The 19,643-nt window shown below is 72.6% G+C and carries 18 protein-coding genes; 10 read left to right on the forward strand and 8 right to left on the reverse strand.

Features of this window, described 5'->3' with window-relative positions:
- Positions 1 to 148: 148 nt before the first annotated feature.
- Positions 149 to 1,315 carry a dipeptidase gene (locus UO65_RS14940; protein WP_084175595.1) on the reverse strand — a complete coding sequence of 389 codons (1,167 nt, stop codon included), beginning with the start codon at positions 1,313 to 1,315 and terminating at the stop codon, positions 149 to 151.
- Positions 1,316 to 1,557: 242 nt separating this feature from the next.
- Here UO65_RS14940 and UO65_RS14945 point away from each other — a divergent pair, with 242 nt between their 5' ends.
- From UO65_RS14945 to UO65_RS14955, 3 genes are all read left to right on the forward strand, one after another.
- Positions 1,558 to 2,274 carry a response regulator gene (locus UO65_RS14945; protein WP_035282988.1) on the forward strand — a complete coding sequence of 239 codons (717 nt, stop codon included), beginning with the start codon at positions 1,558 to 1,560 and terminating at the stop codon, positions 2,272 to 2,274.
- A 165-nt stretch (positions 2,275 to 2,439) separates the two neighbouring features.
- On the forward strand, positions 2,440 to 3,684 hold the full coding sequence (locus tag UO65_RS14950; protein ID WP_035282989.1) for an HRDC domain-containing protein: 1,245 nt from the start codon (positions 2,440 to 2,442) through the stop codon (positions 3,682 to 3,684).
- Positions 3,685 to 3,688: 4 nt separating this feature from the next.
- The gene (locus UO65_RS14955; RefSeq protein ID WP_035282990.1) at positions 3,689 to 4,864 is read left to right on the forward strand and encodes a cytochrome P450 family protein; all 1,176 of its coding nucleotides are present in this window, start codon (positions 3,689 to 3,691) and stop codon (positions 4,862 to 4,864) included.
- A gap of 16 nt (positions 4,865 to 4,880) precedes the next feature.
- Here UO65_RS14955 and UO65_RS14960 read toward each other — a convergent pair whose 3' ends face one another.
- The gene (locus tag UO65_RS14960; protein WP_035282991.1) at positions 4,881 to 5,354 is read right to left on the reverse strand and encodes a nitroreductase family deazaflavin-dependent oxidoreductase; all 474 of its coding nucleotides are present in this window, start codon (positions 5,352 to 5,354) and stop codon (positions 4,881 to 4,883) included.
- A 128-nt stretch (positions 5,355 to 5,482) separates the two neighbouring features.
- On the opposite strand from UO65_RS14960, the gene UO65_RS14965 reads away from it, so the two are divergent.
- From UO65_RS14965 to UO65_RS14975, 3 genes are all read left to right on the forward strand, one after another.
- Entirely contained in the window at positions 5,483 to 6,184 is a 702-nt protein-coding gene (locus UO65_RS14965) for a TetR/AcrR family transcriptional regulator (protein WP_035282992.1), read from the forward strand.
- A 70-nt stretch (positions 6,185 to 6,254) separates the two neighbouring features.
- Positions 6,255 to 7,484, forward strand: a complete 1,230-nt coding sequence (locus tag UO65_RS14970) for a thiolase family protein (protein WP_052021187.1) — start codon at positions 6,255 to 6,257, stop codon at positions 7,482 to 7,484.
- Complete coding sequence (locus UO65_RS14975; RefSeq protein ID WP_035282993.1) at positions 7,484 to 9,592, forward strand: 3-hydroxyacyl-CoA dehydrogenase NAD-binding domain-containing protein; 2,109 nt, start codon at positions 7,484 to 7,486, stop codon at positions 9,590 to 9,592. Before UO65_RS14970 ends, UO65_RS14975 begins: the two co-directional genes overlap by 1 nt.
- 59 nt (positions 9,593 to 9,651) lie before the next feature.
- Here the strand turns inward: UO65_RS14975 and UO65_RS14980 are convergent, their stop codons facing one another.
- Positions 9,652 to 10,497 carry an alpha/beta fold hydrolase gene (locus UO65_RS14980; protein WP_035282994.1) on the reverse strand — a complete coding sequence of 282 codons (846 nt, stop codon included), beginning with the start codon at positions 10,495 to 10,497 and terminating at the stop codon, positions 9,652 to 9,654.
- Between the two features lie 80 nt (positions 10,498 to 10,577).
- Here UO65_RS14980 and UO65_RS14985 point away from each other — a divergent pair, with 80 nt between their 5' ends.
- Genes UO65_RS14985 through UO65_RS14995 form a run of 3 tightly spaced genes read left to right on the forward strand, consistent with a single transcriptional unit; the run spans position 10,578 to position 12,475 of the window.
- Positions 10,578 to 11,180, forward strand: coding sequence for a TetR/AcrR family transcriptional regulator (locus tag UO65_RS14985; RefSeq protein WP_035282995.1), 603 nt, complete (start codon positions 10,578 to 10,580; stop codon positions 11,178 to 11,180).
- Positions 11,181 to 11,234: 54 nt separating this feature from the next.
- Positions 11,235 to 12,101 (forward strand): DUF72 domain-containing protein, encoded by an 867-nt coding sequence (locus tag UO65_RS14990; RefSeq protein ID WP_035282996.1) that lies wholly within the window; start codon positions 11,235 to 11,237, stop codon positions 12,099 to 12,101.
- Complete coding sequence (locus UO65_RS14995; protein ID WP_035282998.1) at positions 12,101 to 12,475, forward strand: HNH endonuclease; 375 nt, start codon at positions 12,101 to 12,103, stop codon at positions 12,473 to 12,475. Before UO65_RS14990 ends, UO65_RS14995 begins: the two co-directional genes overlap by 1 nt.
- Before the next feature lie 3 nt (positions 12,476 to 12,478).
- On the opposite strand, the gene UO65_RS15000 is transcribed toward UO65_RS14995, so the two are convergent.
- Positions 12,479 to 13,606, reverse strand: a complete 1,128-nt coding sequence (locus tag UO65_RS15000) for a sensor histidine kinase (protein WP_035282999.1) — start codon at positions 13,604 to 13,606, stop codon at positions 12,479 to 12,481.
- Entirely contained in the window at positions 13,603 to 14,283 is a 681-nt protein-coding gene (locus UO65_RS15005; protein ID WP_035283000.1) for a response regulator transcription factor, read from the reverse strand. The genes UO65_RS15000 and UO65_RS15005 overlap by 4 nt, the downstream gene beginning before the upstream one ends.
- Before the next feature lie 44 nt (positions 14,284 to 14,327).
- On the opposite strand from UO65_RS15005, the gene UO65_RS15010 reads away from it, so the two are divergent.
- Positions 14,328 to 14,990 carry a class II aldolase/adducin family protein gene (locus UO65_RS15010; RefSeq protein WP_035283001.1) on the forward strand — a complete coding sequence of 221 codons (663 nt, stop codon included), beginning with the start codon at positions 14,328 to 14,330 and terminating at the stop codon, positions 14,988 to 14,990.
- Between the two features lie 52 nt (positions 14,991 to 15,042).
- On the opposite strand, the gene UO65_RS15015 is transcribed toward UO65_RS15010, so the two are convergent.
- The 3 genes from UO65_RS15015 to UO65_RS35830 all read right to left on the reverse strand — a co-directional run bounded on the left by UO65_RS15015 (position 15,043) and on the right by UO65_RS35830 (position 17,875).
- Positions 15,043 to 15,303, reverse strand: coding sequence for a hypothetical protein (locus UO65_RS15015; protein WP_035283002.1), 261 nt, complete (start codon positions 15,301 to 15,303; stop codon positions 15,043 to 15,045).
- Positions 15,304 to 15,385: 82 nt separating this feature from the next.
- Positions 15,386 to 17,305, reverse strand: a complete 1,920-nt coding sequence (gene dxs / locus UO65_RS15020; protein ID WP_035283003.1) for a 1-deoxy-D-xylulose-5-phosphate synthase — start codon at positions 17,303 to 17,305, stop codon at positions 15,386 to 15,388.
- Between the two features lie 219 nt (positions 17,306 to 17,524).
- Positions 17,525 to 17,875 carry a hypothetical protein gene (locus UO65_RS35830; RefSeq protein WP_152552103.1) on the reverse strand — a complete coding sequence of 117 codons (351 nt, stop codon included), beginning with the start codon at positions 17,873 to 17,875 and terminating at the stop codon, positions 17,525 to 17,527.
- Positions 17,876 to 19,643 lie beyond the last annotated feature (1,768 nt).

Here is a 19,643-nt window from a genome sequence, read left to right on the forward strand (position 1 = left end):
GAGGGCTCCGGAGGCGACGCTGTCACGGGCGGGGGGAGCGCGGGTCCTTACCCGTTGCCAGTTGTCGGCCCGCTGGGCCGAACGGCCCACGCGGAACAGGGGGCTCTCTGTGCATTGGTGATGACTCCGGGTTATTAACTTTTGCCAGTTAAGAGTGTGCGCGGGCCACCTCTTCGGCCGAGCGGAGCACACGTAGGACGTTACGCCCTGCAACTTTTTCGCAGTCCGCTTCGCTCCACCCGCGGTCCAGCAGGAGGCCGAACAGGGCGGGGTAGGTGCCCACGTCGGCCAGTCCCCGGGGCAGCCGGGCGCAGCCGTCGTAGTCCCCGCCGATGCCCACGTGGTCGATGCCGACGACTTCGCGGGCGTGCTCCAGGTGCGCCACGACGTCCGCCGAGGTGGCTTCCGGCTGCCTGTCCCGACCGCTCCAGGAGGCCAGGAACCGCTCGCGCGCCGCCAGGTCGGCGTGCTTCTCCCCGGCCGCGGCCATCGCCTCGGCCAGTTCGGTGTCCCAGTCGGCGATGGCGGTGGAGACGAACCTCGGCACGAAGGTGACCATGACCACACCCCCGTTGCCGGGGAGGCGTTCCAGCACGTCATCGGGCACGTTGCGGGGGTGGTCGGTGACCGCCCGGCAGGACGAGTGGCTGAACACGACCGGCGCCGCGGAGACGTCCAGGGCGGCGTTCATGGTGGTGTCGGCGACGTGCGAGAGGTCGACGAGCATCCCCAGCCGGTTCATCTCGGCGACGACCTCCTCCCCGAAGTCGGAGAGGCCGCCCGCCCGCGGGTCGTCGGTGGCCGAATCGGCCCAGGCGATGCTGTCGTTGTGTGTCAACGTCATGTATCGCACACCGAGGCGGTGCAGTGCGCGCAGGGCGCCGATGGACTCGGCGATGCAGTGCCCGCCCTCGGCACCGAGGAGCGAGGCGGTCCGACCTGAGGCGAACACGGATTCCGCCTGGTCAGCGGTGGTGGCCAGGGCCAAGTGGTCGGGGTGGCGGTCGATCAGCGCGTGCACGATCTCTATCTGTTCCAGCACGGCGGTGACCGCGGCGTGACCTTCGAACTGGGCGGGCACGTAGACCGACCAGAACTGGCCACCCACCTGGCCTCGGCGCAGCTTGATCAGGTCCGTGTGCAGGTCAGGCTGTTCGACGGTGAGGTCGGTGCCGGTGACGGCCGCCCGCGGATCGGGGCCCGTCCGCTCGCGCAGCGCCCACGGGAGGTCGTTGTGCCCGTCGATCAGCGGGGAGCGGGCGAGGAGCGCGCGAACGCGGGCGTCGGCGGAGTTGTGCACTACCGGTGACCCCATTTCATCGAGTGCTGAGTCGAATCCGTTACGTCACCGATCAGAGACTCACCCGATCGTGTGACCGAACCGGCCCTCAGTCACAACCCATTCGGATACTTACCCGATTGATCGTCCCGCTAACCCGCTTGGGCGGCTAGGCTGCCTTCGTCGACACCACTTTCGGTCCAACGGCGGCGCGGCTGTTTGGTCGAAAGTCCCAGTGCCGGTCGGGGGGCAACGACCGACTCCAGGGAGGTAGTGACGTGGCTGCCGTCGGCTTAGGTCAGGCCGTTCGAACCACGCCTGCCGGCTCTTTGCCGGCGAACATGGTCCCGCACCCGCGGGAGGAGCTGTTCTCAGTGCTGGTGGTCGACGACCACCCACTGTTGAGGGAGGCGATAGCTGCTCGGCTCACGCAGATGGGCGCGGGCACAGTGCACGAGGCCGCCACGGTGGCCGAGGCAAGGGCGCGCGCACAGGCCACCGGCCCGTGCGACCTCGCGATCCTGGACCTCGGACTGCCGGACGGCAGCGGGATCGAACTGGTCACGGAGCTCCGCAGCCACGGTTGGCCGCGGATCGTCGTACTGGCTTCGTCCGACGACCCGTACGCGGTGCGGTCGGCCTTCCAGGCAGGCGCTCAGGCCTACCTGCTGAAGTCCGCTTCACCGGTCGTGGTGACCGACGGGGTCCGCCGGGTGCTCGAGGGCGGCGTCTACGCCGACCCGAGCGTCGCGCCGGTCCTCGCCACGGGAACCAGGGTCCCTGGCACCGACAACACCCCGCGTGAGCTGTCGGCACGCGAGGTCGAGGTGCTCCAGTTGGTCGCGGACGGTCAGTCCAACAAGGAGATCGGCGAGGCGCTGAACCTCTCGGCGCTCACGGTGAAGTCTCACCTGTCGCGGATCGGCCGCAAGTTGGGCACCGGCGACCGGGCACAGATGGTCGCGCTCGCGATGCGGGCAGGCGTCATCCGCTAGACAACAGCAGTCGTGTGGCTGGGCTGGGCATGGCCCAGCCACACGACTGCTGCTGATCTGGCAGCCCGCGTACCGCTCCGTCGCCGAACCGACGCCGAATCACAACCGGACACGGCTGTTGATCTGCCCGCGGTGACCGGTCGCCGTGCCGTAGGGTGATCGGCCGTGACTACCCCCGCCTCAGGACCGTCCGGGTCCGAACCGCCTGCTCCGGTGCTGCTCACCGAGCCTGCGGAGGGCACCCCCGACGTGGTTGCCGACCTCGACACCCTCGAGCGTGCCGCCCGTCGCATCGCCGCCGGGACCGGCCCCATCGCCGTGGACACCGAGCGCGCCTCCGGCTACCGCTACTCGCAACGCGCCTACCTCGTGCAGGTCCGCCGCGAGGGCGCGGGCACCTTCCTGATCGACCCCGTCGCCGTGGACGACCGGGTCGAACCGCTGGTCGAGGCGCTGGGCACCGGCGAGTGGGTGCTGCACGCGGCCTCCCAGGACCTGCCCTGCCTGGCCGACCTGGGCCTGCACCCGGCCAAGCTGTTCGACACCGAGCTGGCGGGCAGGCTCGCGGGCTTCGAGCGGGTCGCCCTGGGCACCCTGGTCGAGCTGCTGCTGGGCTACCACCTGGAGAAGGGCCACGGCGCGGCCGACTGGTCGCGCAGACCGCTGCCGGTCGACTGGCTCAACTACGCCGCCCTGGACGTCGAGCTGCTGGTGCAGCTACGCGACGCGCTGGAGGCCGAGCTGCGCGAGCAGGGCAAGCTGGAGTGGGCGCTGGAGGAGTTCGAGGCGCTGCGCACCGCCCCGCCCGCCCCGCCGCGCAAGGAGCCGTGGCGGCGCACGTCGGGCATCCACAGCGTGCGCACCCAGCGCGGGCTGGCGGGCATCCGGGCGCTGTGGGAGGCCCGCGACACCCTCGCCCGCGAACGCGACATCGCCCCGGGCCGGGTGCTGCCGGACAGCGCGATCATCCAGGCCGCGTCGGTGAACCCCGCCGACGAGTCGGCGCTGTTGCAGCTACCGGTCTTCAAGGGCCGGGCGCAGCGGCGGCAGGTGGGCACCTGGATGCGCGCGCTGCGCACCGCCGCCGAGCTGCCCAAGTCCGAGCTGCCCGACCCGGCGCCCGCGACCGACGGCCCGCCACCCGCCAACCGGTGGGCGGACAAGGACCCGGAGGCCGCCGCCCGGCTGTCCGCGGCCCGCACGGCCCTGGGCAAGATCGCCGAGGAGAACCGGCTGCCGGTGGAGAACCTGCTGCAACCCGACCTGCTGCGCCGCACCTGCTGGACCCCGCCCGCCGACCTCGACGTCGAGGCGGTCACCGAGACCCTGCACGCGGGCGGCGCCCGCACCTGGCAGACGAACCTGGTGGCCGAGGCGGTGGCGACGGCACTGCGGGCCACGGCAAGCTGAGGGCGTGGAGCCCGCAGCCGAGCTGAGCCCCGAGTTCTTCGCCGACCCGCACCGGTTCTACCGCCGGTGGTCCGGGGGTGGCCCGATCCACCGGGTCCGCTTCCCGGACGGCCGGGTCGGCTGGGTGGTGACCGGGTACGCCGAGGCCCGCGCGGCCCTGGCCGACCCGCGGCTGCGCAAGTCCGGGGCGAACGCCCGGTGGATGGCGTCGGTGCCGGGCGGGCCGCCGATGCCGCCCGGGTCCCCGCGCAACACGCACATGCTCGACGCGGACCCGCCGGACCACACCCGGCTGCGCAGGCTGGTCACCAAGGCGTTCACCCCGGGCGCGGTCGAGGCGCTGCGGCCCCGGATCAGCGAGATCACCGAGGGCCTGCTCGACCGGATGTCCGGCGAGGTGGACCTGCTGCCCGCGTTCGCGCTGCCGCTGCCCATCACCGTGATCGGCGAACTGCTCGGGGTGGCCGAGGCCGACCGCGTGGAGTTCCGCAGGCTCACCGACGCCATGGCCCAGGGCCCGTCCCCGGAGACCATCACCCCGCTGATGACCTTCCTGTCCGCGATGGTCGCCGCCAAGCAGGCGGCCCCGGCCGAGGACATCCTCTCCGCCCTGATCCGCACCCGCGACGACGAGGACGGCCTCGACGACCACGAACTGACCAGGATGGCGTTCCTGCTGCTGTTCGCGGGCCACGAGACCACGGTGAACCTGATCGGTAACGGCGTGCACGCGCTGCTGCGCGCCCCCGACCGGCTCGCCGCCCTGCGCGCCGACCCGGCGCTGGTGCCCGCCGCGGTCGAGGAGTTCCTGCGCCACGACGGCCCGGTCGGCTTCGCCACCCTGCGCTACGCGGGCGAGGCGCTGGAGATCGCCGGGGTCGGGGTGGCCGAGGGCGAGTTCGTCCACGTCGCCCTCACCGCCGCCAACCGCGACCCGGCCCGCTTCCCCGACCCGGACACCCTGGACCTGACCCGCCCCACGGCGGGGCACCTGGCGTTCGGCCACGGCATCCACCACTGCCTCGGGGCGCCGCTGGCCAGGGTGGAGGGTCAGATCGCGTTCACCGCGCTGCTGACCCGCTTCCCGCGCCTGCGCCTGGCGGACCCGGACTTCACCGCCGAGTGGGTCGAGGGTTTCCGCATCCGCGGCCTGCGGAGCCTGCCGGTCGTCGTGGACTGAGGTCCGGTGTGGACCCTCAGGACACGGTGGTGATGCGGAACGCCGGGTGCTTGGGGCCCGCGGCGAGCAGTTCGTCCTCGGTGGACCTGTGGGTGAGGCCGTCGAAGAAGGCGCCGGTCTCGAAGGCCCAGCGCTTGAGGTAGGCGCGCAGCAGCGGCGGCTTCGCGGCGTCGTCGAGTTCGACGGCGGTGAACCTCTGGACGGTCTTGCCGACGCGCAGTTCGCCCTCGCCCGCGGCGCGGAGGTTGCGGACCCACTGGGTGTGGCCCCGGGGGGCGATGAGGTAGCAGGCGCCCTCGAACTGGAGCAGGTTGACCGGGGTGGAGCGCATCTCGCCGCTCGTGCGGCCGCGGACCGACAGGACCCGGGAGCCCCAGACGTTGACGCCGCGCTTGACCAGGAAGGCGACGACGTCGTCGAAGTGCAGGGCCCGGGCGATCCGGCCGGGGCGCAGGTAGCGGGCCTGGGCGTTCTCGTTCGCCGTGGTCATGGTCGTCTCCTCGGTCCAGAGCGAGAGCACTGCTCTCGGTGTGCTCCCAGTGAACCGCCCGGCCGACCCGAAGTCAAGAGCAGTGCTCTCATCTGCGAGCACCGCTCTCACATGTCACACTCGACCGCATGACTGCCGGACAGACCGCGCGGGAACGGGCCAGGGCCGAGCTGACGGGCGCGATCAAGGACGAGGCCCGGCGCCAGCTCGCGGTCGACGGCGCGCACCAGCTCTCCCTGCGCGCGGTGGCCAGGGCGCTCGGCATGGCCTCCTCGGCCATCTACCGCTACTTCCCCAGCCGCGACGAGCTGCTGACGGCGCTGATCATCGACGCCTACGACGCGCTGGGCGAGGCCGTGGAGGCGGTGGAGCCCGTGGCGGAACCGGCGCTGTGGTGGCACGCGGTGTGCACCGCCGTGCGCGGCTGGGCGCTGGCCAATCGGCACGAGTACGCGCTGATCTTCGGCTCCCCCGTGCCCGGCTACCGCGCCCCGCACGACACCGTGGCGCCCGCCGCGCGCATCCCGCTGGCCCTGGTGCGCGTCGCCGAGGCGGCGGACCTGCCGGACGGCGACCTGCCCGCGGAGCTGCGCGCGCAGGTGGAGCACGTGCTCGGACTGGCGGGCTCGACGCTGACCCCGGGGGCGATGGCGCGGGTGATGATCACCTGGACCCAGTTGTTCGGGATGATCGGCTTCGAGCTGTTCGGCCAACTGGTGGGCAGCGCCGACCCGGCCGACGCGTTCTTCGACCACACCGTGCGCGAGATGGCGGCGTTCCTGGGGCTCCGGTCGCCGAATGTGGCCCACGCCATAGGGCCACAGCCGTAGTTACCAGTGGGTAACAAGGGCTAGAGTGGTGTTACCAACCGGTAGCCAATCCCGACTAAGGAGCACCCTCGTGGCCGCACCCGCTGCTGACGCAGCCGCGCGCGCCGTTCGGAACGTGGTCTTCGTCGACGGTGTCCGCACACCGTTCGGCAAGGCAGGCCCGAAGGGCATCTACGCGGAGACCCGTGCCGACGACCTCGTCGTCAAGGTCATCCGTGAACTGCTGCGCAGGCATCCCGAGCTGCCCCCGGAGCGGGTGGACGAGGTCGCCGTCGCCGCGACCACGCAGATCGGCGACCAGGGCCTGACCATCGGCCGCACCGCCGCGCTGCTGTCCGGCCTGCCCAAGACCGTCCCCGGCTACGCCATCGACCGGATGTGCGCGGGCGCGATGACCTCGGTGACCACCCTCGCGGGCGGCATCGCCTTCGGCGCCTACGACATCGCCATCGCGGGCGGCGTCGAGCACATGGGCCGCCACCCGATGGGTGAGGGCGTCGACCCGAACCCGCGGATCGTGGCCGACAAGCTCGTCGACCCGACCGCCCTGGTCATGGGCCAGACCGCGGAGAACGTGCACGACCGCTTCCCGCGGCTGACCAAGGAGCGCTGCGACGCCTACGCCGCGCGCAGCCAGGAGAAGTACGCCGACGCGGTGAAGGCGGGCAAGATCGGCCCCGAGCTGGTCCCCGTCTCCACCCGCTCGGCCGAGCTGGGCTGGGGCCTGGCCACCGAGGACGAGCCGCCGCGGCCGGGCACCACGGTCGAGCAGCTCGCCGCCCTCAAGACCCCGTTCCGCCCGCACGGCCGGGTCACCGCGGGCAACGCGGCGGGCCTCAACGACGGCGCCACCGGCTGCATCCTGGCCGAGGAGGAGACCGCCAAGGAGCTGGGCCTGCCGATCGGCATGCGCCTGGTGGGCTACTCCTTCGTCGGCGTCGAGCCCGAGGTCATGGGCATCGGCCCGGTCCCGGCGACGGAGAAGGCGCTCAAGCGGGCGGGCTTGTCCATCTCCGACATCGGCCTGTTCGAGCTGAACGAGGCGTTCGCCGTGCAGGTGCTGGCGTTCCTCGACCACTTCGGCATCGATGACGACGACCCCAGGGTGAACCTGTGGGGCGGCGCCATCGCCTGCGGCCACCCGCTGGCCTCCTCCGGCGTGCGGTTGATGACGCAGCTCTCCCGCCAGTTCGCCGAGCACCCCGAGGTCCGCTACGGCCTGACCTCGATGTGCATCGGCATCGGCATGGGCGGCACCGTGATCTGGGAGAACCCGCACTACACCGGGGGCGACAACTGATGCTGACGCAGGAGCAGGCCGAGAAGGCCTTCCCCGACGAGGTCGTGACCAAGGCCGTCACCCGCGTGGTCAAGGTGCCGGGCCTGGACAAGCCCGTCGCGCTGATCACCATCGACAACGGCTTCGACCACACCCGACCCTCGACCTTCGGGCCGCAGAGCCTGGTGAGCCTCAACGCCGCGTTCGACGCGGCGGTGGCGGCCGACCCGGCGGCGATCGCGGTCACCGGCAAGCCGTTCATCTTCGCCGTCGGCGCCGACCTGTCCGGCGTGGAGCAGATCGCGGACCGCTCGCTGGCCCTCGACATCGCCCAGACCGGCCACGACGTGTTCCGCCGGTTCACCGAGTCGAAGATCCCGACCTTCGCGTTCGTCAACGGCGCGGTCATGGGCGGCGGCCTGGAGCTGGCGCTGTCCTGCCACTACCGCACCCTGTCGGAGAACACCGCGGCCATCGCGCTGCCCGAGGTCTTCCTCGGCCTGTTCCCGGGCTGGGGCGGCACGCAGCTGCTGCCGAACCTGATCGGCCCGGACGCGGCCGTGACGGTGATCTTCGAGAACGCGCTGTCGCAGAACCGGATGCTCAAGCCGAAGCAGGCCGCGGAGCTGGGCATCACCGACGCGCTGCTGGGCTCGGCGGACTACCTGGAGCAGTCGCTGCTCTGGGCCGCCGACGTGGTCAACGGCAAGATCACCCCGGCCCGCCGCGAGATCGACCGCGGCGCGGGGTGGGACGCGGCCGTCGAGCGCGCCAAGGCCATCGTGCACGGCAAGACCAAGGGCGCGTCCCCGGGCGCGCAGAAGGCCCTGGAACTGCTGGAGATCGCCCGCGACAACGACCTGGACGCGGGTTACGCGGCCGAGACGCAGGCGCTGGCCGACGTGCTCATGACCGACCCGCTGCGGGCCGGGCTGTACTCGTTCAACCTGGTCCAGAAGCGCGCGCGCAAGCCCGCGGGCGCCCCGGACAAGTCGCTGGCGCGCAAGGTGGGCAAGGTCGGCATCGTCGGCGCGGGCCTGATGGCCTCGCAGATGGCGCTGCTGTTCGCCCGCCAGCTCAAGGTGCCGGTCGTGCTGACCGACATCGACCAGGCCAGGGTCGACAAGGGTGTGTCCTACGTGCACACCGAAATCGACAAGCTCCAGGGCAAGGGCCGCCTGAGCCCGGACGCCGCCAACCGCCTCAAGGCGCTGGTGACCGGCTCGCTGGACAAGGCCGCCTTCGCCGACGCCGACTTCGTCATCGAGGCGGTGTTCGAGGAGCTGGGCGTCAAGCAGAAGGTGTTCGCCGAGGTCGAGGAGCACGTCTCGGCCGAGTGCGTGCTGGCCACCAACACCTCGTCGCTGTCGATCACGGACATGGCCGCGGGCCTCAAGCACCCCGAGCGCGTGGTCGGCTTCCACTTCTTCAACCCGGTCGCGGTCATGCCGCTGCTGGAGATCGTCCGCGCCGAGAAGACCGACGACGCCACCCTGGCGACGGCGTTCGCGACCGGCAAGTCGCTGAAGAAGTCGTCGGTCCTGGTCAAGGACGCCCCGGCGTTCGTGGTCAACCGGCTGCTCACCCGCTTCATGGGCGAGGTCGTCAAGGCGATCGACGAGGGCACCCCGTTCGAGGTGGCCGACAAGGCGACCGAGCCGCTGGGCCTGCCGATGAGCCCGCTGGTGCTGCTGCAGCTCGTGGGCGCCCCGGTGGCCCTGCACGTCGCGGAGACCATGCACGGCGCGTTCCCGGACCGCTTCGGCGCCAGCCCGAACATGAAGAAGTTCGTGGACGCGGGCAAGTCCTCGGTCTACGTCTGGGACGCCGCGGGCAACCAGTCGGTCGACCCCGAGGTGCAGGCGCTCTGGGAGTTCGGCTCGGTCGAGCTGACCTCGGAGGAGGTGCGCCGCCGCGTGCTGGAGGGCGTGGCCGAGGAGATCCGGATCATGCTCGACGAGGGCGTGGTCGCCGAGGCGCAGGACATCGACCTGTGCATGATCCTCGGCGGCGGCTGGCCGTTCTGGCTGGGCGGCATCACCCCGTACCTGGACCGCGAGGGCATCTCGGAGAAGGTCAACGGCAAGCCGTTCCTGGCCCCGGGCGTCGCCTCGGTGCCGGTGGCGTGACGCGGTAGGACAGCACTGGGCCCCCGGCTTCCGGCCGGGGGCCCAGTCTTTCAACCAGGTCATCCCACGTCTTCCAGGATGCGGGCGGTGACGAGCCCGGGCTCCTCCAGGGACAGGGAGTGGGTCGTGCCGGGCACGATCTCCACGCGGATGCGGGGGTTGACCGCCTCGAAGCGGGCGAGCACCTCCCGGGAGCGGTGGACGACGCTGCGCTCGCCGAGGACGATCCGGGTGGGCACGGCGATCGAGCGCAGCTCGTCGTCGGTGAACACGTGCTGCGGCGGCAGGTGCATCCGGTACTTGAGACCGCGGGACAGCAGCGGGCGCAGGGTCCGCCGCACCGCCGGGTCGCCGGGGGTGGTCAGGCGCAGGACCGCCTGCGGGGCGAGCGACCGGAGCAGTTCGGCGAGGCCCCAGAGCATGAACCGCTTGCCGAGCACGGAGAACCCCGCGGGCTCGAACGCGGTGACACCGGCGAGCCCGGCCGACGAGCGGGCGGCCAGGTTCAGCGCGAACCAGCCGCCTCGGGAAACCCCCGCCAGGTGCACCTCCTCGTGGCCGAGGCCCGCGAGGACGTCGGTGAGCCAGTCCGCGCAGGCCTCGGGGGTCTGGACCGGGCGCGTCTGCGTCGAGCGCCCCGGTTCGCCGATGGTGTCAACGGCGTACACCGGGTGCCGCGCGGCCAGGTCGGCGATGTGCGGGTACCACGACAGCGACGTGCCGAAGATGCCGGACAGCAGCACGACCGGCGTGCCGGGGCCCGCGCCGCTCCGCCGGACGCGGGTGGTGCCGAAGCGGGTGTCGACATCCAGTTCCCCGGCGGGAACGGGCCACTCCCGCAGCACGGTGTCGTAGGCGGCGAAGTAGCGCTCCCGCGCCTTCTCATCGGTGAACTCCCCCAGCACAGCCCCTCCTCATTTTTTATGGTGCAACTGCACTATAACAGTGCGTGCACGGCCGGACCAGGGTATGGCAGAGTGACCGCGTGCCCAAGCGCGTCGACCACCGGCAGAGAAGGCACGAGATCGTGGCGGCGCTGTACCGGATCGCCGCGGCCCAGGGCCTGCCCGCGGTCACGTTGCGTGCGGTCGCCGCCGAGGCGGGCATCTCGATGAACCTGGTGCAGTACTACTTCCCCACCAAGGAGGAGATGCTGCGGTTCGCCTGGCAGCGGATGGTCGAGCTGAGCGGTGAGCGCGCCGGGGAGGGCGTCCTGCGGGCGCTGCGGACCGGGGACGAGCGCGCTGTCGTGCGGGCCTACCTGTTCGGCGTCCTGCCGACCGACGAGCGCAGCCGCGTGCTGTGCGCGGTCCAGATCGCCTACTTCGCCGTCGACGTCACCCGCGGCGGCCAGGCGGGCGACGAGGAAGCACTCGGCCCCCACCTGGTCCGGGGACTGGCCGAGCAGATCGGACGAGCCCAGGCGAAGGGGACGGTCCCGGCGCACCTCGACCCGCGACTGGAGGCCGACACCCTCGCGGTCATGGCCGCCGGTCTCGTCAGCGGGATGCTGATCGGCGCCTACGACCTGGACCGGGCCACGAGCATCGTCGACTACCGGCTCGACCGGATCTTCACCGGCACCTGAGCCCGCTCCCGCGCACGTCGAGCGGTCCGGCACGCGGTGGCGCACCATGGGGGCATGGGCGGGAGAGTGCACATCGGGACGTCGGGGTGGGTATACCCGCCGTGGCGCGGTGTGTTCTACCCCGAGGGGCTGGTGCAGCGCAAAGAACTGGCCTACCTCGCCGGTCAGCTCGGCTCCGTGGAGATCAACGGTTCGTTCTACTCGCTGCAACGCCCGGAGAGCTACGCCCGCTGGCGCGACGAGACGCCGGAGGACTTCGTGTTCTCGGTGAAGGGCCCCCGGTTCATCACGCACATGAAGCGGCTCAAGGACGCGCACACCCCGCTGGCGAACTTCTTCGCCTCGGGGGTGCTGGCGCTGCGCGGGAAGCTGGGGCCGATCCTGTGGCAGACCCCGGCGAACCTGCCGTTCGAACCCGACGTGCTGACGGCGTTCCTCGGGCAGCTCCCGCGCAGCACGGCGGAGGCGGCGGCACTGGCCGAGGCGCACGACTCCCGGTTGGACGGTCGCGCGTGGACGGAGACCGACGCCGACCGCCCGGTGCGGCACGCGCTGGAGGTCCGCCACCCCGGCTTCACCACGGCCGCGTTCGTCGACCTGCTGCGCGCGCACGGCGTCGCCCTGGTCGCCGCCGACACGGCGGGCACCTGGCCGCGCCTGGAGGACGTGACCGCCGACTTCGCCTACGTCCGCCTGCACGGCGACACCGAGCTGTACGCCAGCGGCTACGGCGACGACGCCCTCGACGAGTGGGCCGCGAAGGTCCGCACCTGGCGCGACGGCGGCGACGTGGAGTCGGAGTTCACCGTCGCCGGTCCGGCCGGGGCCACCGGGCCGCGCGACGTCCACGTCTACTTCGACAACGACGCGAAGGTCAAGGCCCCCGGCGACGCGCGCGCCCTGGCCGACCGGTTCCGCTGATGCAGTCCCAGCAACCCGGCCGCGCCGAGCGGATGCGGCTGATCCTGACCAGGGACGGCCCCACCTGCGCCTGGTGCGGCCTGGACGTGTCCGGCCGCGTCCCCGCCACCACCGACCACCTGGTGCCGAGGGTCAAGGGCGGCCCGTCGTGGCTGGAGAACGAGGTCGCCGCCTGCCGCCGCTGCAACCGCCTGCGCGGGCACACCAGCCCGGCCGACTGGCTCGCCGAGTGCCTGCGCCGCGGCTGGCCCGCCGACGCCGAGCGCGTCAGCCGCGTCCTGCTGGCCCTGGAATCGGCCATCGCCGAGCGCGGTGGGCAGCGGCGGGCCCGCGCCTACCTCGACGCCCAGTTGCGCCGGGTGGCCAAGCGCTGAGGCTCAGACCGACGGGAAGGTTACCTCGACGCGGAGACCGCCGCCGGGGACGGGCTCGGCGGTGACGGTGCCGCCGTGCGCCCTGGCGACCGCGCGGACGATGGACAGGCCCAGGCCGGTGCCGGTGCCGATGCGGTCGACGGCGCCGCGGCGGAAGGGCTCGAACAGCTCCGGGACGCGGTCCGGGTCGATCGGCGGGCCGGAAGAGGCCACCGACAACGTCGTCCACTGCGGACCGCTGGTGGTCCTGGCATCGATCCAGCCGCCGTCGGTGTTGTGGCGGACGGCGTTCTCCAACAGGTTCCCGGCGACGCGTTCCAGCAGGGCGGCGTCGCCGAGGACGGTGGCGTGGCCGTGGTGGAAGGTGGCGGTGATGCCGCGGCGCTCGGCTTCGGCGCGGGTGGAGCGCCAGGCGCCGGTGACGACGGTGGCGAGGTCGACCGGGCCGGTGGCGCCCACCCCGAGGCCGTCGGTGCGGGCGAGCACGAGCAGGGCCTCGACGAGCTGGCCCGCGCGCAGGGTGGCCGCGCGGACCACGTCGGCCATGCGGCGCAGCTCCGCGGTGTCGGCGTCCGGGTCGGCCAGGGTGACGTCCAGCTCGGTGCGGATGACCGCGAGCGGGGTGCGCAGCTCGTGGCTGGCGTTGGCCACGAACTGCCGCTGCGCGGAGAACGCCGCCTGCAACCGGTCGAGCATCGCGTCGAAGGTGTCGGCCAGTTCGGCGACCTCGTCGCGGGCGCCGCGGTGGCCGATGCGCTCCTCCAGCGACTCCACCGACAGCCGCTGGGCGGTGACGGTGACCTCGCGCAGCGGGCGCAGCACGTGCCCGGTGATCACCCAGGCCAGCATGGCGGTGGCCAGCACCACGCAGACGAAGGCGACCGACCCGGCCAGCAGCACCCGCTCGCGGGCGTCGTCGGCGAGGGCTTCGGCGAGCCGTTCGGCGTCGACCCGGACGCCGTTGACCACCACCGTGCTCCCCTTCGGCAGCGACGGCACGGACGCGACGACCCCACCGGCGAGCAGCCAGCCCAGCCACAGCAGCAGCGCGCTGACCGCGGCGACCAGGCCGGTGGCGAGCAGGGTGATCCGGGCGCGCAGCCCCCGACCGCGCCGGGGTGCGGCCGTCACCCCCCGCTCTCGGCCGCCGACGCGGGCACCCGGTAGCCCGACCCCACCACGGTGTCGATCACGCCGGGGTCGCCGAGCTTCTTGCGCAGGGTCATCACCGTGACCCGGACGGTGGTGGTGAACGGGTCGGCGTTCTCGTCCCACACCCGCTCCAGCAGTTCCTCGCTGCTCACCACCGAGCCGCGGGCGGCCAGCAGCACCTCCAGCACGCCGAACTCCTTGCGGGTCAGCTCCACCGGCTTGCCCGCGCGCGCCACCGTGCGCCGCGCCGGGTCCAGCTCCACGTCGCCCGCGACCAGCACCGGCGGGGTGACCGGGGTCGCCCGGCGGGCCAGCGCGCGCACCCTGGCCACCAGCTCGGGGAACGCGAACGGCTTGGCCAGGTAGTCGTCGGCGCCCAGCGACAGGCCCTCGACCCGGTCGGCGACCGCGTCGCTGGCGGTGAGCATCAGCACCCTGGTCAGCGCCCCGGAGGCGACGATCTCCCGGCACAGCTCGTCGCCGTGCATGCCGGGCAGGTCCCGGTCCAGCACGACCACGTCGTAGCGGGTGACGGTCGCCTTCTCGTGGCCCTCGTTCCCGTCCAGCGCGACGTCGACGGCCATGCCCTCGCGCCGCAGGCCCCTGGCCACTGCCTCGGCGAGGGGTTCCTCGTCCTCCACGATCAGAATCCGCACACCACAACCGTGCCACACCCGCCCCCGGGGCGTCCCGATTGGGCATGATCGACCCCATGGTGCTGCGGGCGTTGCGCGAACAGGTGGCCTCCTCCTCCCGTCGGCTCGCCGCCGAGGGGCTGGTGCTGGGCACGGCGGGCAACGTCAGCGCCCGCCAGGGCGACCTGATCGCGATCACCCCCACCGGTGCCCGCCTGGCCGAGCTGCGGGCCGAGCAGGTCACCGTGGTCGACGCGGACGGCCACCCGGTCGACGGGACCCTCGCGCCGACCTCGGAACTGGACCTGCACCTGGGGATCTACCGCCGCTACCGGGCAGGCGCGGTGGTCCACACGCACGCGCCGATGGCCACCGCGATGTCCCTGGTGCTCGACGAGCTGCCGTGCGTGCACTACCAGTTGGTGGAGCTGGGCGCGACCGTGCCGGTGGCGCCGTACCGCACCTTCGGCACCCCCGAGCTGGCCGAGGCGGTGCTGGACGCGCTGGAGAACGGCACGGCGGCGCTGATGGCCAACCACGGTGGCATCGCGCACGGCCCGGACCTGGAGTCCGCGCTGCACCGGACGCTGCTGCTGGAGTGGGGCTGCGAGCTGCACTGGCGGGCGTCGTCGCTGGGCACCCCGAGGACCCTCGACCGGGCCCAGCGCGCCGAGTACGAGGCCCAGGTGAGCGCCAAGGCCTACGGGAGCACCCGCCCCCTCCGCTGAGCCCCTGAACCCGGCGGAGGTGCCCTCCCAGGACACCTCCGCCGGGTCGAGGTCAGAGGTAGGGGCGCGGTGCGGGCACCGGGCCGGTCAGGCCGTCGAGGGAGGCGTGGAGGGCCTGGCGGGCCCGGTCCCCGGTCGCCGTGTCGTGCGCCGCCTGGACGCTCGCGCGCAGGCCCGCCGGGGTGCGCCCCGCCGCGGTGGCCAGGTTCAGCACCGTGGTCAGCGCGCCGGCGGGCTCGGTGGGGTGCGCCGCAGCCGCCAAGAGAGCTTCGACCAGCGCGGGATCGATTCCATGTTCGATCGTCTCGTTCATGGGTACAACATGCCCTATGCCGGGTCCCGCGAAACAGGGCCACCAGGGTGCGGCCCCCGAGGGACCGCACCCGAGGAACGGGTCAGGCCGTGTCGGAGACCTTCGCCTCGACCTGGTCGCGCCCCAGCAGGTTCGACGCCCAGCCGGTGACCCGGCGGGCGACGTCCTGGGCGGTGAGGCCCAGGCGGACCAGCACCTCGTCGCGGGTGCCGTGGGCGTGGAACTCGTTGGGGATGCCCAGGTCGCGCAGCGGGACGTCCACGTCGTGGTCGCGCAGCAGGGCGGCCAGCGCCCAGCCGAACCCGCCGTGGCGGCCGCTGTCCTCCACCGTGACCACCAGGCGGTGGTCCGCGGCCAGCGCGGCCAGCTCGGTCGGCACCGGGGCAACCCAGCGCGGGTCGGCCACGGTCACGCCGATGCCCTGCGCGGCCAGCCGCTCCGCCGCCGCCAACCCCAGCTCGGCGAACGAGCCCACGGTGACCAGCAGGACGTCCGCCGACTCGCCCGCGGCGGGCCTGCGCAGCACGTCCACCGTGCCGATCCGCTCGACCGAGGCGATGTCCGCGCCCACGGTCGCCTTCGGGAAGCGCAGCACCGACGGCCCGTCGTCGATCGCCACCGCCTCGCGCAGCTCCTCGCGCAGGGTGGCCGCGTCGCGCGGGGCGGCGATGTGGATGCCCGGGATGACACCGAGGATCGACAGGTCCCACATGCCGTGGTGGCTGGCGCCGTCCGGGCCGGTGATGCCCGCCCGGTCCAGCACCACCGTCACCGGCTGCTTGTGCAGGGCCACGTCCATCAGCATCTGGTCGAAGGCGCGGTTGAGGAACGTGGAGTAGATCGCCACCACCGGGTGCAGCCCGGCCATCGCCATGCCCGCGGCGGAGGTGATCGCGTGCTGCTCGGCGATGCCCACGTCGAACACGCGGTCGGGGAAGCGCTCGGCGAACGGCGCCAGCCCGGTCGAGCGCAGCATGGCCGCGGTGATCGCCACCACGTCCTCGCGCTCGGCGCCGATCGCGGCCAACTCCTCGGCGAACACCGAGGTCCACACCGTGCCCTTGGAGGTGCGCGGCTTGCCGGTCACCGGGTCGATCGGGTCGGTCTGGTGCATCTGGTCGAGCACGTCGTTCTCGGCCAGCGGGTAGCCGTTGCCCTTGCGGGTCACCGCGTGCACGATCACCGGGCCGCCGAAGTCCTTGGCCCGGCGCAGCGCGCCCTCCAGCGACTCGAAGTCGTGCCCGTCGACCGGGCCCAGGTACTTGAGGCCGAGGTCTTCGAACATCGCCTGCGGGCTCAGCACGTCCTTGATGCCGCGCTTGGCGGCGTGCAGCGCGGTGTAGAGCGGCTTCCCGACGACCGGGGTGCCCTGAAGGACCCGCTTGCCGCCCTCCAGCGCGCGCTCGTAGCCGGGGCGCAGCCGCAGCGTGGCCAGGTGGTCGGCGAGACCGCCGATGGTCGGGGAGTAGGAGCGGCCGTTGTCGTTGACGACGATGACGACCGACCGGTCGGTGCCAGCGGCGATGTTGTTCAACGCCTCCCAGCACATGCCCCCGGTCAGCGCCCCGTCCCCGACGACGGCGACGACGCTGCGCCGCTCACCGCGCAGTTGGTAGGCCTTGGCCAGGCCGTCGGCGTAGGACAGCGCGGTCGAGGCGTGGCTGTTCTCGACGAGGTCGTGGTCGCTCTCGGCCCGGCACGGGTACCCGGACACCCCGTCCTGCTTGCGCAGGTCGTCGAACGCCTCGCGGCGGCCGGTGAGGACCTTGTGCACGTAGCCCTGGTGGCCGACGTCGAAGACGATCGGGTCGGCGGGCGAGTCGAACACCCGGTGCAGGGCGATGGTGAGTTCGACGACACCGAGGTTGGGACCGAGGTGGCCACCGGTCCTGGTCACCTTGTCGACCAGGAAGGAGCGGATCTCCACGCTCAGCCGGTCCAGCTCCTCGTGGGTCATGCGTCGCAGATCAGCCGGTCCGCTAACGGACTCGAGCAGGGTCACCCTGTCGTCACCTCGTCCTGTCGTCGATTCGCAGGCCCGCCATCCCGCCGGCTCGATCCAGCATACGAGTGTCCGGCGGCGGGGCTCGGCGAGGCGTGGCCCACATACCCCGATCCACACAGCTTCGTCACCCGTTCTGCCTATCCTCTTCAAGTGCCCATCGCGTTCGACACCACCGGCCTCCGGCAGGTCGACCAGTCGACCTGGCAGGTCGGCGGGTCAGACGACCTCGTCGTGCTCAGCTACTTCGACCTGGTGCCGGACCTGCCCGCCCCGCTGGAGGACCTCCCCGCGCTCCGCCGCGCGATGGCCCTGACCTGCGCGGCAGAGGGCGGAACACTCGTCGAGGCGTGGGCCCTGTTGATCGACACCTCCCCGGCGCTGTTCCAGATCGTGCGCATCCCGCACCCGTCCCGCGCGGGTGAGACGGTCTACATCGGCAGCTTCATCCTGCCCAAGGCGCAGTGCAGCGCGGTCCTCAAGCTCCAGTCGGTCACCGGTGCCGAGGGAGACGCCCGGGAACTGGCGGTCGCCCGCCTCATCGGCGACCACCCGCTCACCGTCCGGCACCCGTACACCCCCGACCTCCCCCAGGTCACCACCAGTTTCGCCGACGACGCGCAGTGGGACCCGCGGTTCCCCGACCACCCGCTGACCCGCATCCGGTCCTGGGCCCGCCACACGGTCGCGACGGCCAGGGTGCACCCCGGCTTCGCCCACCTACCCCCCTTCCACCCGGTGACGAACCACCCCCAGGCCACCCCGCAGGGGATCACCACATCGAGTGATCCAATTACGCAAGGTGGCGACCCTCGTCCCATCCCCGAGGGCGCCACCAAGGAACTCGCCACCGGCACCCCTGACCAGCCGGAATCCCCCGCGTCCCCCCGACCCGGCCACACCCCGCCTGCCGCAGGTCAGCTCCCCACGGGAACCGACCCCCACACCGACCGACCCACCACCGAACCGCCCGCGACCGGGCAGTCAACGGCCAGACAGCCAGCGGCCGGACAACCGACCCCAGCCACCGACCCAGCACCCCCCACAACCACAAAACCCAAGCCGACTCAGGCACCCCCACCCGCCGAGCACGACTCGACACGGGGAGCAACCACACCCGCGCCGCCCACCGAGGCGAACGCGGCACCGGCACCGGCCACGCCGCGAACACCAGCCGCCACGCCCACCCCGGCAACGCACACCACCCCGACCACTGAGCCTGCCCCGGCGACAGACGCCGCACCGGCCGCCGAGCCGGACCCAGTGCCCCACGTCACCCCAGTTCCCGAACCGGCCCCGGCGATGCCCGCCGCCCCGGCCAGCGAGCCAGCCTCAGCGGCAGCCTTCGCCCCAACTGCTGAGCCTGCCCAGGCGCCGCCCGCCACTCCGGCCATTGAGCCGAACCCGGCGACCGATGCCGTTCCGACCGCCGAGCCTGTCCCGGCATCGCGCACCACTCCAGCCGTTGAGCCGAACCCGGCGATGCAGGCGGCTCCAGCCATGGCATCCGATCCGGCGAAGCCCGTGGGCGAGGGCGCCCTGACGCCTGGCGCCCCGCAAGGGTCCGCCCAGCCGACCGAGGCCATCGCGTCTCCCGTGTCCGCTCAGGAGCCCGCAGAGGCGCCCACACCGGCCACCGCAGCCCCGGAAGACGCCGTCGCGCAGACGGGCAACCGGACGCAGCCCACCACGATCCACTCAGCCGCATCCACACCGGACCGCCCCGCACAGCCGAGCGAGGTCCAGCCACACACCGAGCAGCCCACGCAAACCCAACCGCAGGCTGACACACCGGGTGCCCACCAGCCCACGGCGTCCCCGCAACCCACGAGCGCAGCAGCCGAACAAGTCCCGCACCCACCGACCGCAGAGCCGCAGCCAACGGCGGTCATCCCCAGGCTTCCGCACCCGGGAAGCACCCCTGCCGCGCCTCCCCGCCCGACCACCCCCAGCGCAGCCCCACAGCCGCACCCAACCTCCAAGACACCCGGCGCCGCCCCGCAGGCCCCGGCAACGCCGAACACCCAGCACCCCCCGGCACCCCAAACAGTTCCCGCACCTCCGGGCGAGGTGGCCTCGAGCCACCACACCAACCCGACGAACCCAGCCCAAGCGGTGACAACCCCAGCGGCAACACCAATTCCGCCAAACCCACCGGCGCAAACCCCTTCTGCCGCACAAGCGACCCCACCGGCCGCGCCCCACCCGGCTGCCGTGGCAACACCCCAGGCGCCAACAACCCCCGCACCGCCGCCATCCCCATCCACGGCACTGCCCCCGGCCCCGGCTTCGCCACTGCCACTGCCCCCGGCTCCGGCTCCGGCTCCGGCTCCGGCTC

The sequence above is a fragment of the Actinokineospora spheciospongiae genome, from assembly GCF_000564855.1.
GTDB classification, from domain to species: domain Bacteria; phylum Actinomycetota; class Actinomycetes; order Mycobacteriales; family Pseudonocardiaceae; genus Actinokineospora; species Actinokineospora spheciospongiae.

Excerpts from the sequence above, each read along its gene's own strand:
- UO65_RS14940 (WP_084175595.1), bottom strand. The coding sequence starts at position 1,315 with ATGGGGTCACCGGTAGTGCACAACTCCGCCGACGCCCGCGTTCGCGCG.
- UO65_RS14960 (WP_035282991.1), bottom strand. The coding sequence starts at position 5,354 with ATGACCACGGCGAACGAGAACGCCCAGGCCCGCTACCTGCGCCCCGGC.
- UO65_RS14965 (WP_035282992.1), top strand. The coding sequence starts at position 5,483 with ATGACTGCCGGACAGACCGCGCGGGAACGGGCCAGGGCCGAGCTGACG.
- UO65_RS14975 (WP_035282993.1), top strand. The coding sequence starts at position 7,484 with ATGCTGACGCAGGAGCAGGCCGAGAAGGCCTTCCCCGACGAGGTCGTG.
- UO65_RS14990 (WP_035282996.1), top strand. The coding sequence starts at position 11,235 with ATGGGCGGGAGAGTGCACATCGGGACGTCGGGGTGGGTATACCCGCCG.
- UO65_RS14995 (WP_035282998.1), top strand. The coding sequence starts at position 12,101 with ATGCAGTCCCAGCAACCCGGCCGCGCCGAGCGGATGCGGCTGATCCTG.
- UO65_RS15010 (WP_035283001.1), top strand. The coding sequence starts at position 14,328 with ATGATCGACCCCATGGTGCTGCGGGCGTTGCGCGAACAGGTGGCCTCC.
- UO65_RS15015 (WP_035283002.1), bottom strand. The coding sequence starts at position 15,303 with ATGAACGAGACGATCGAACATGGAATCGATCCCGCGCTGGTCGAAGCT.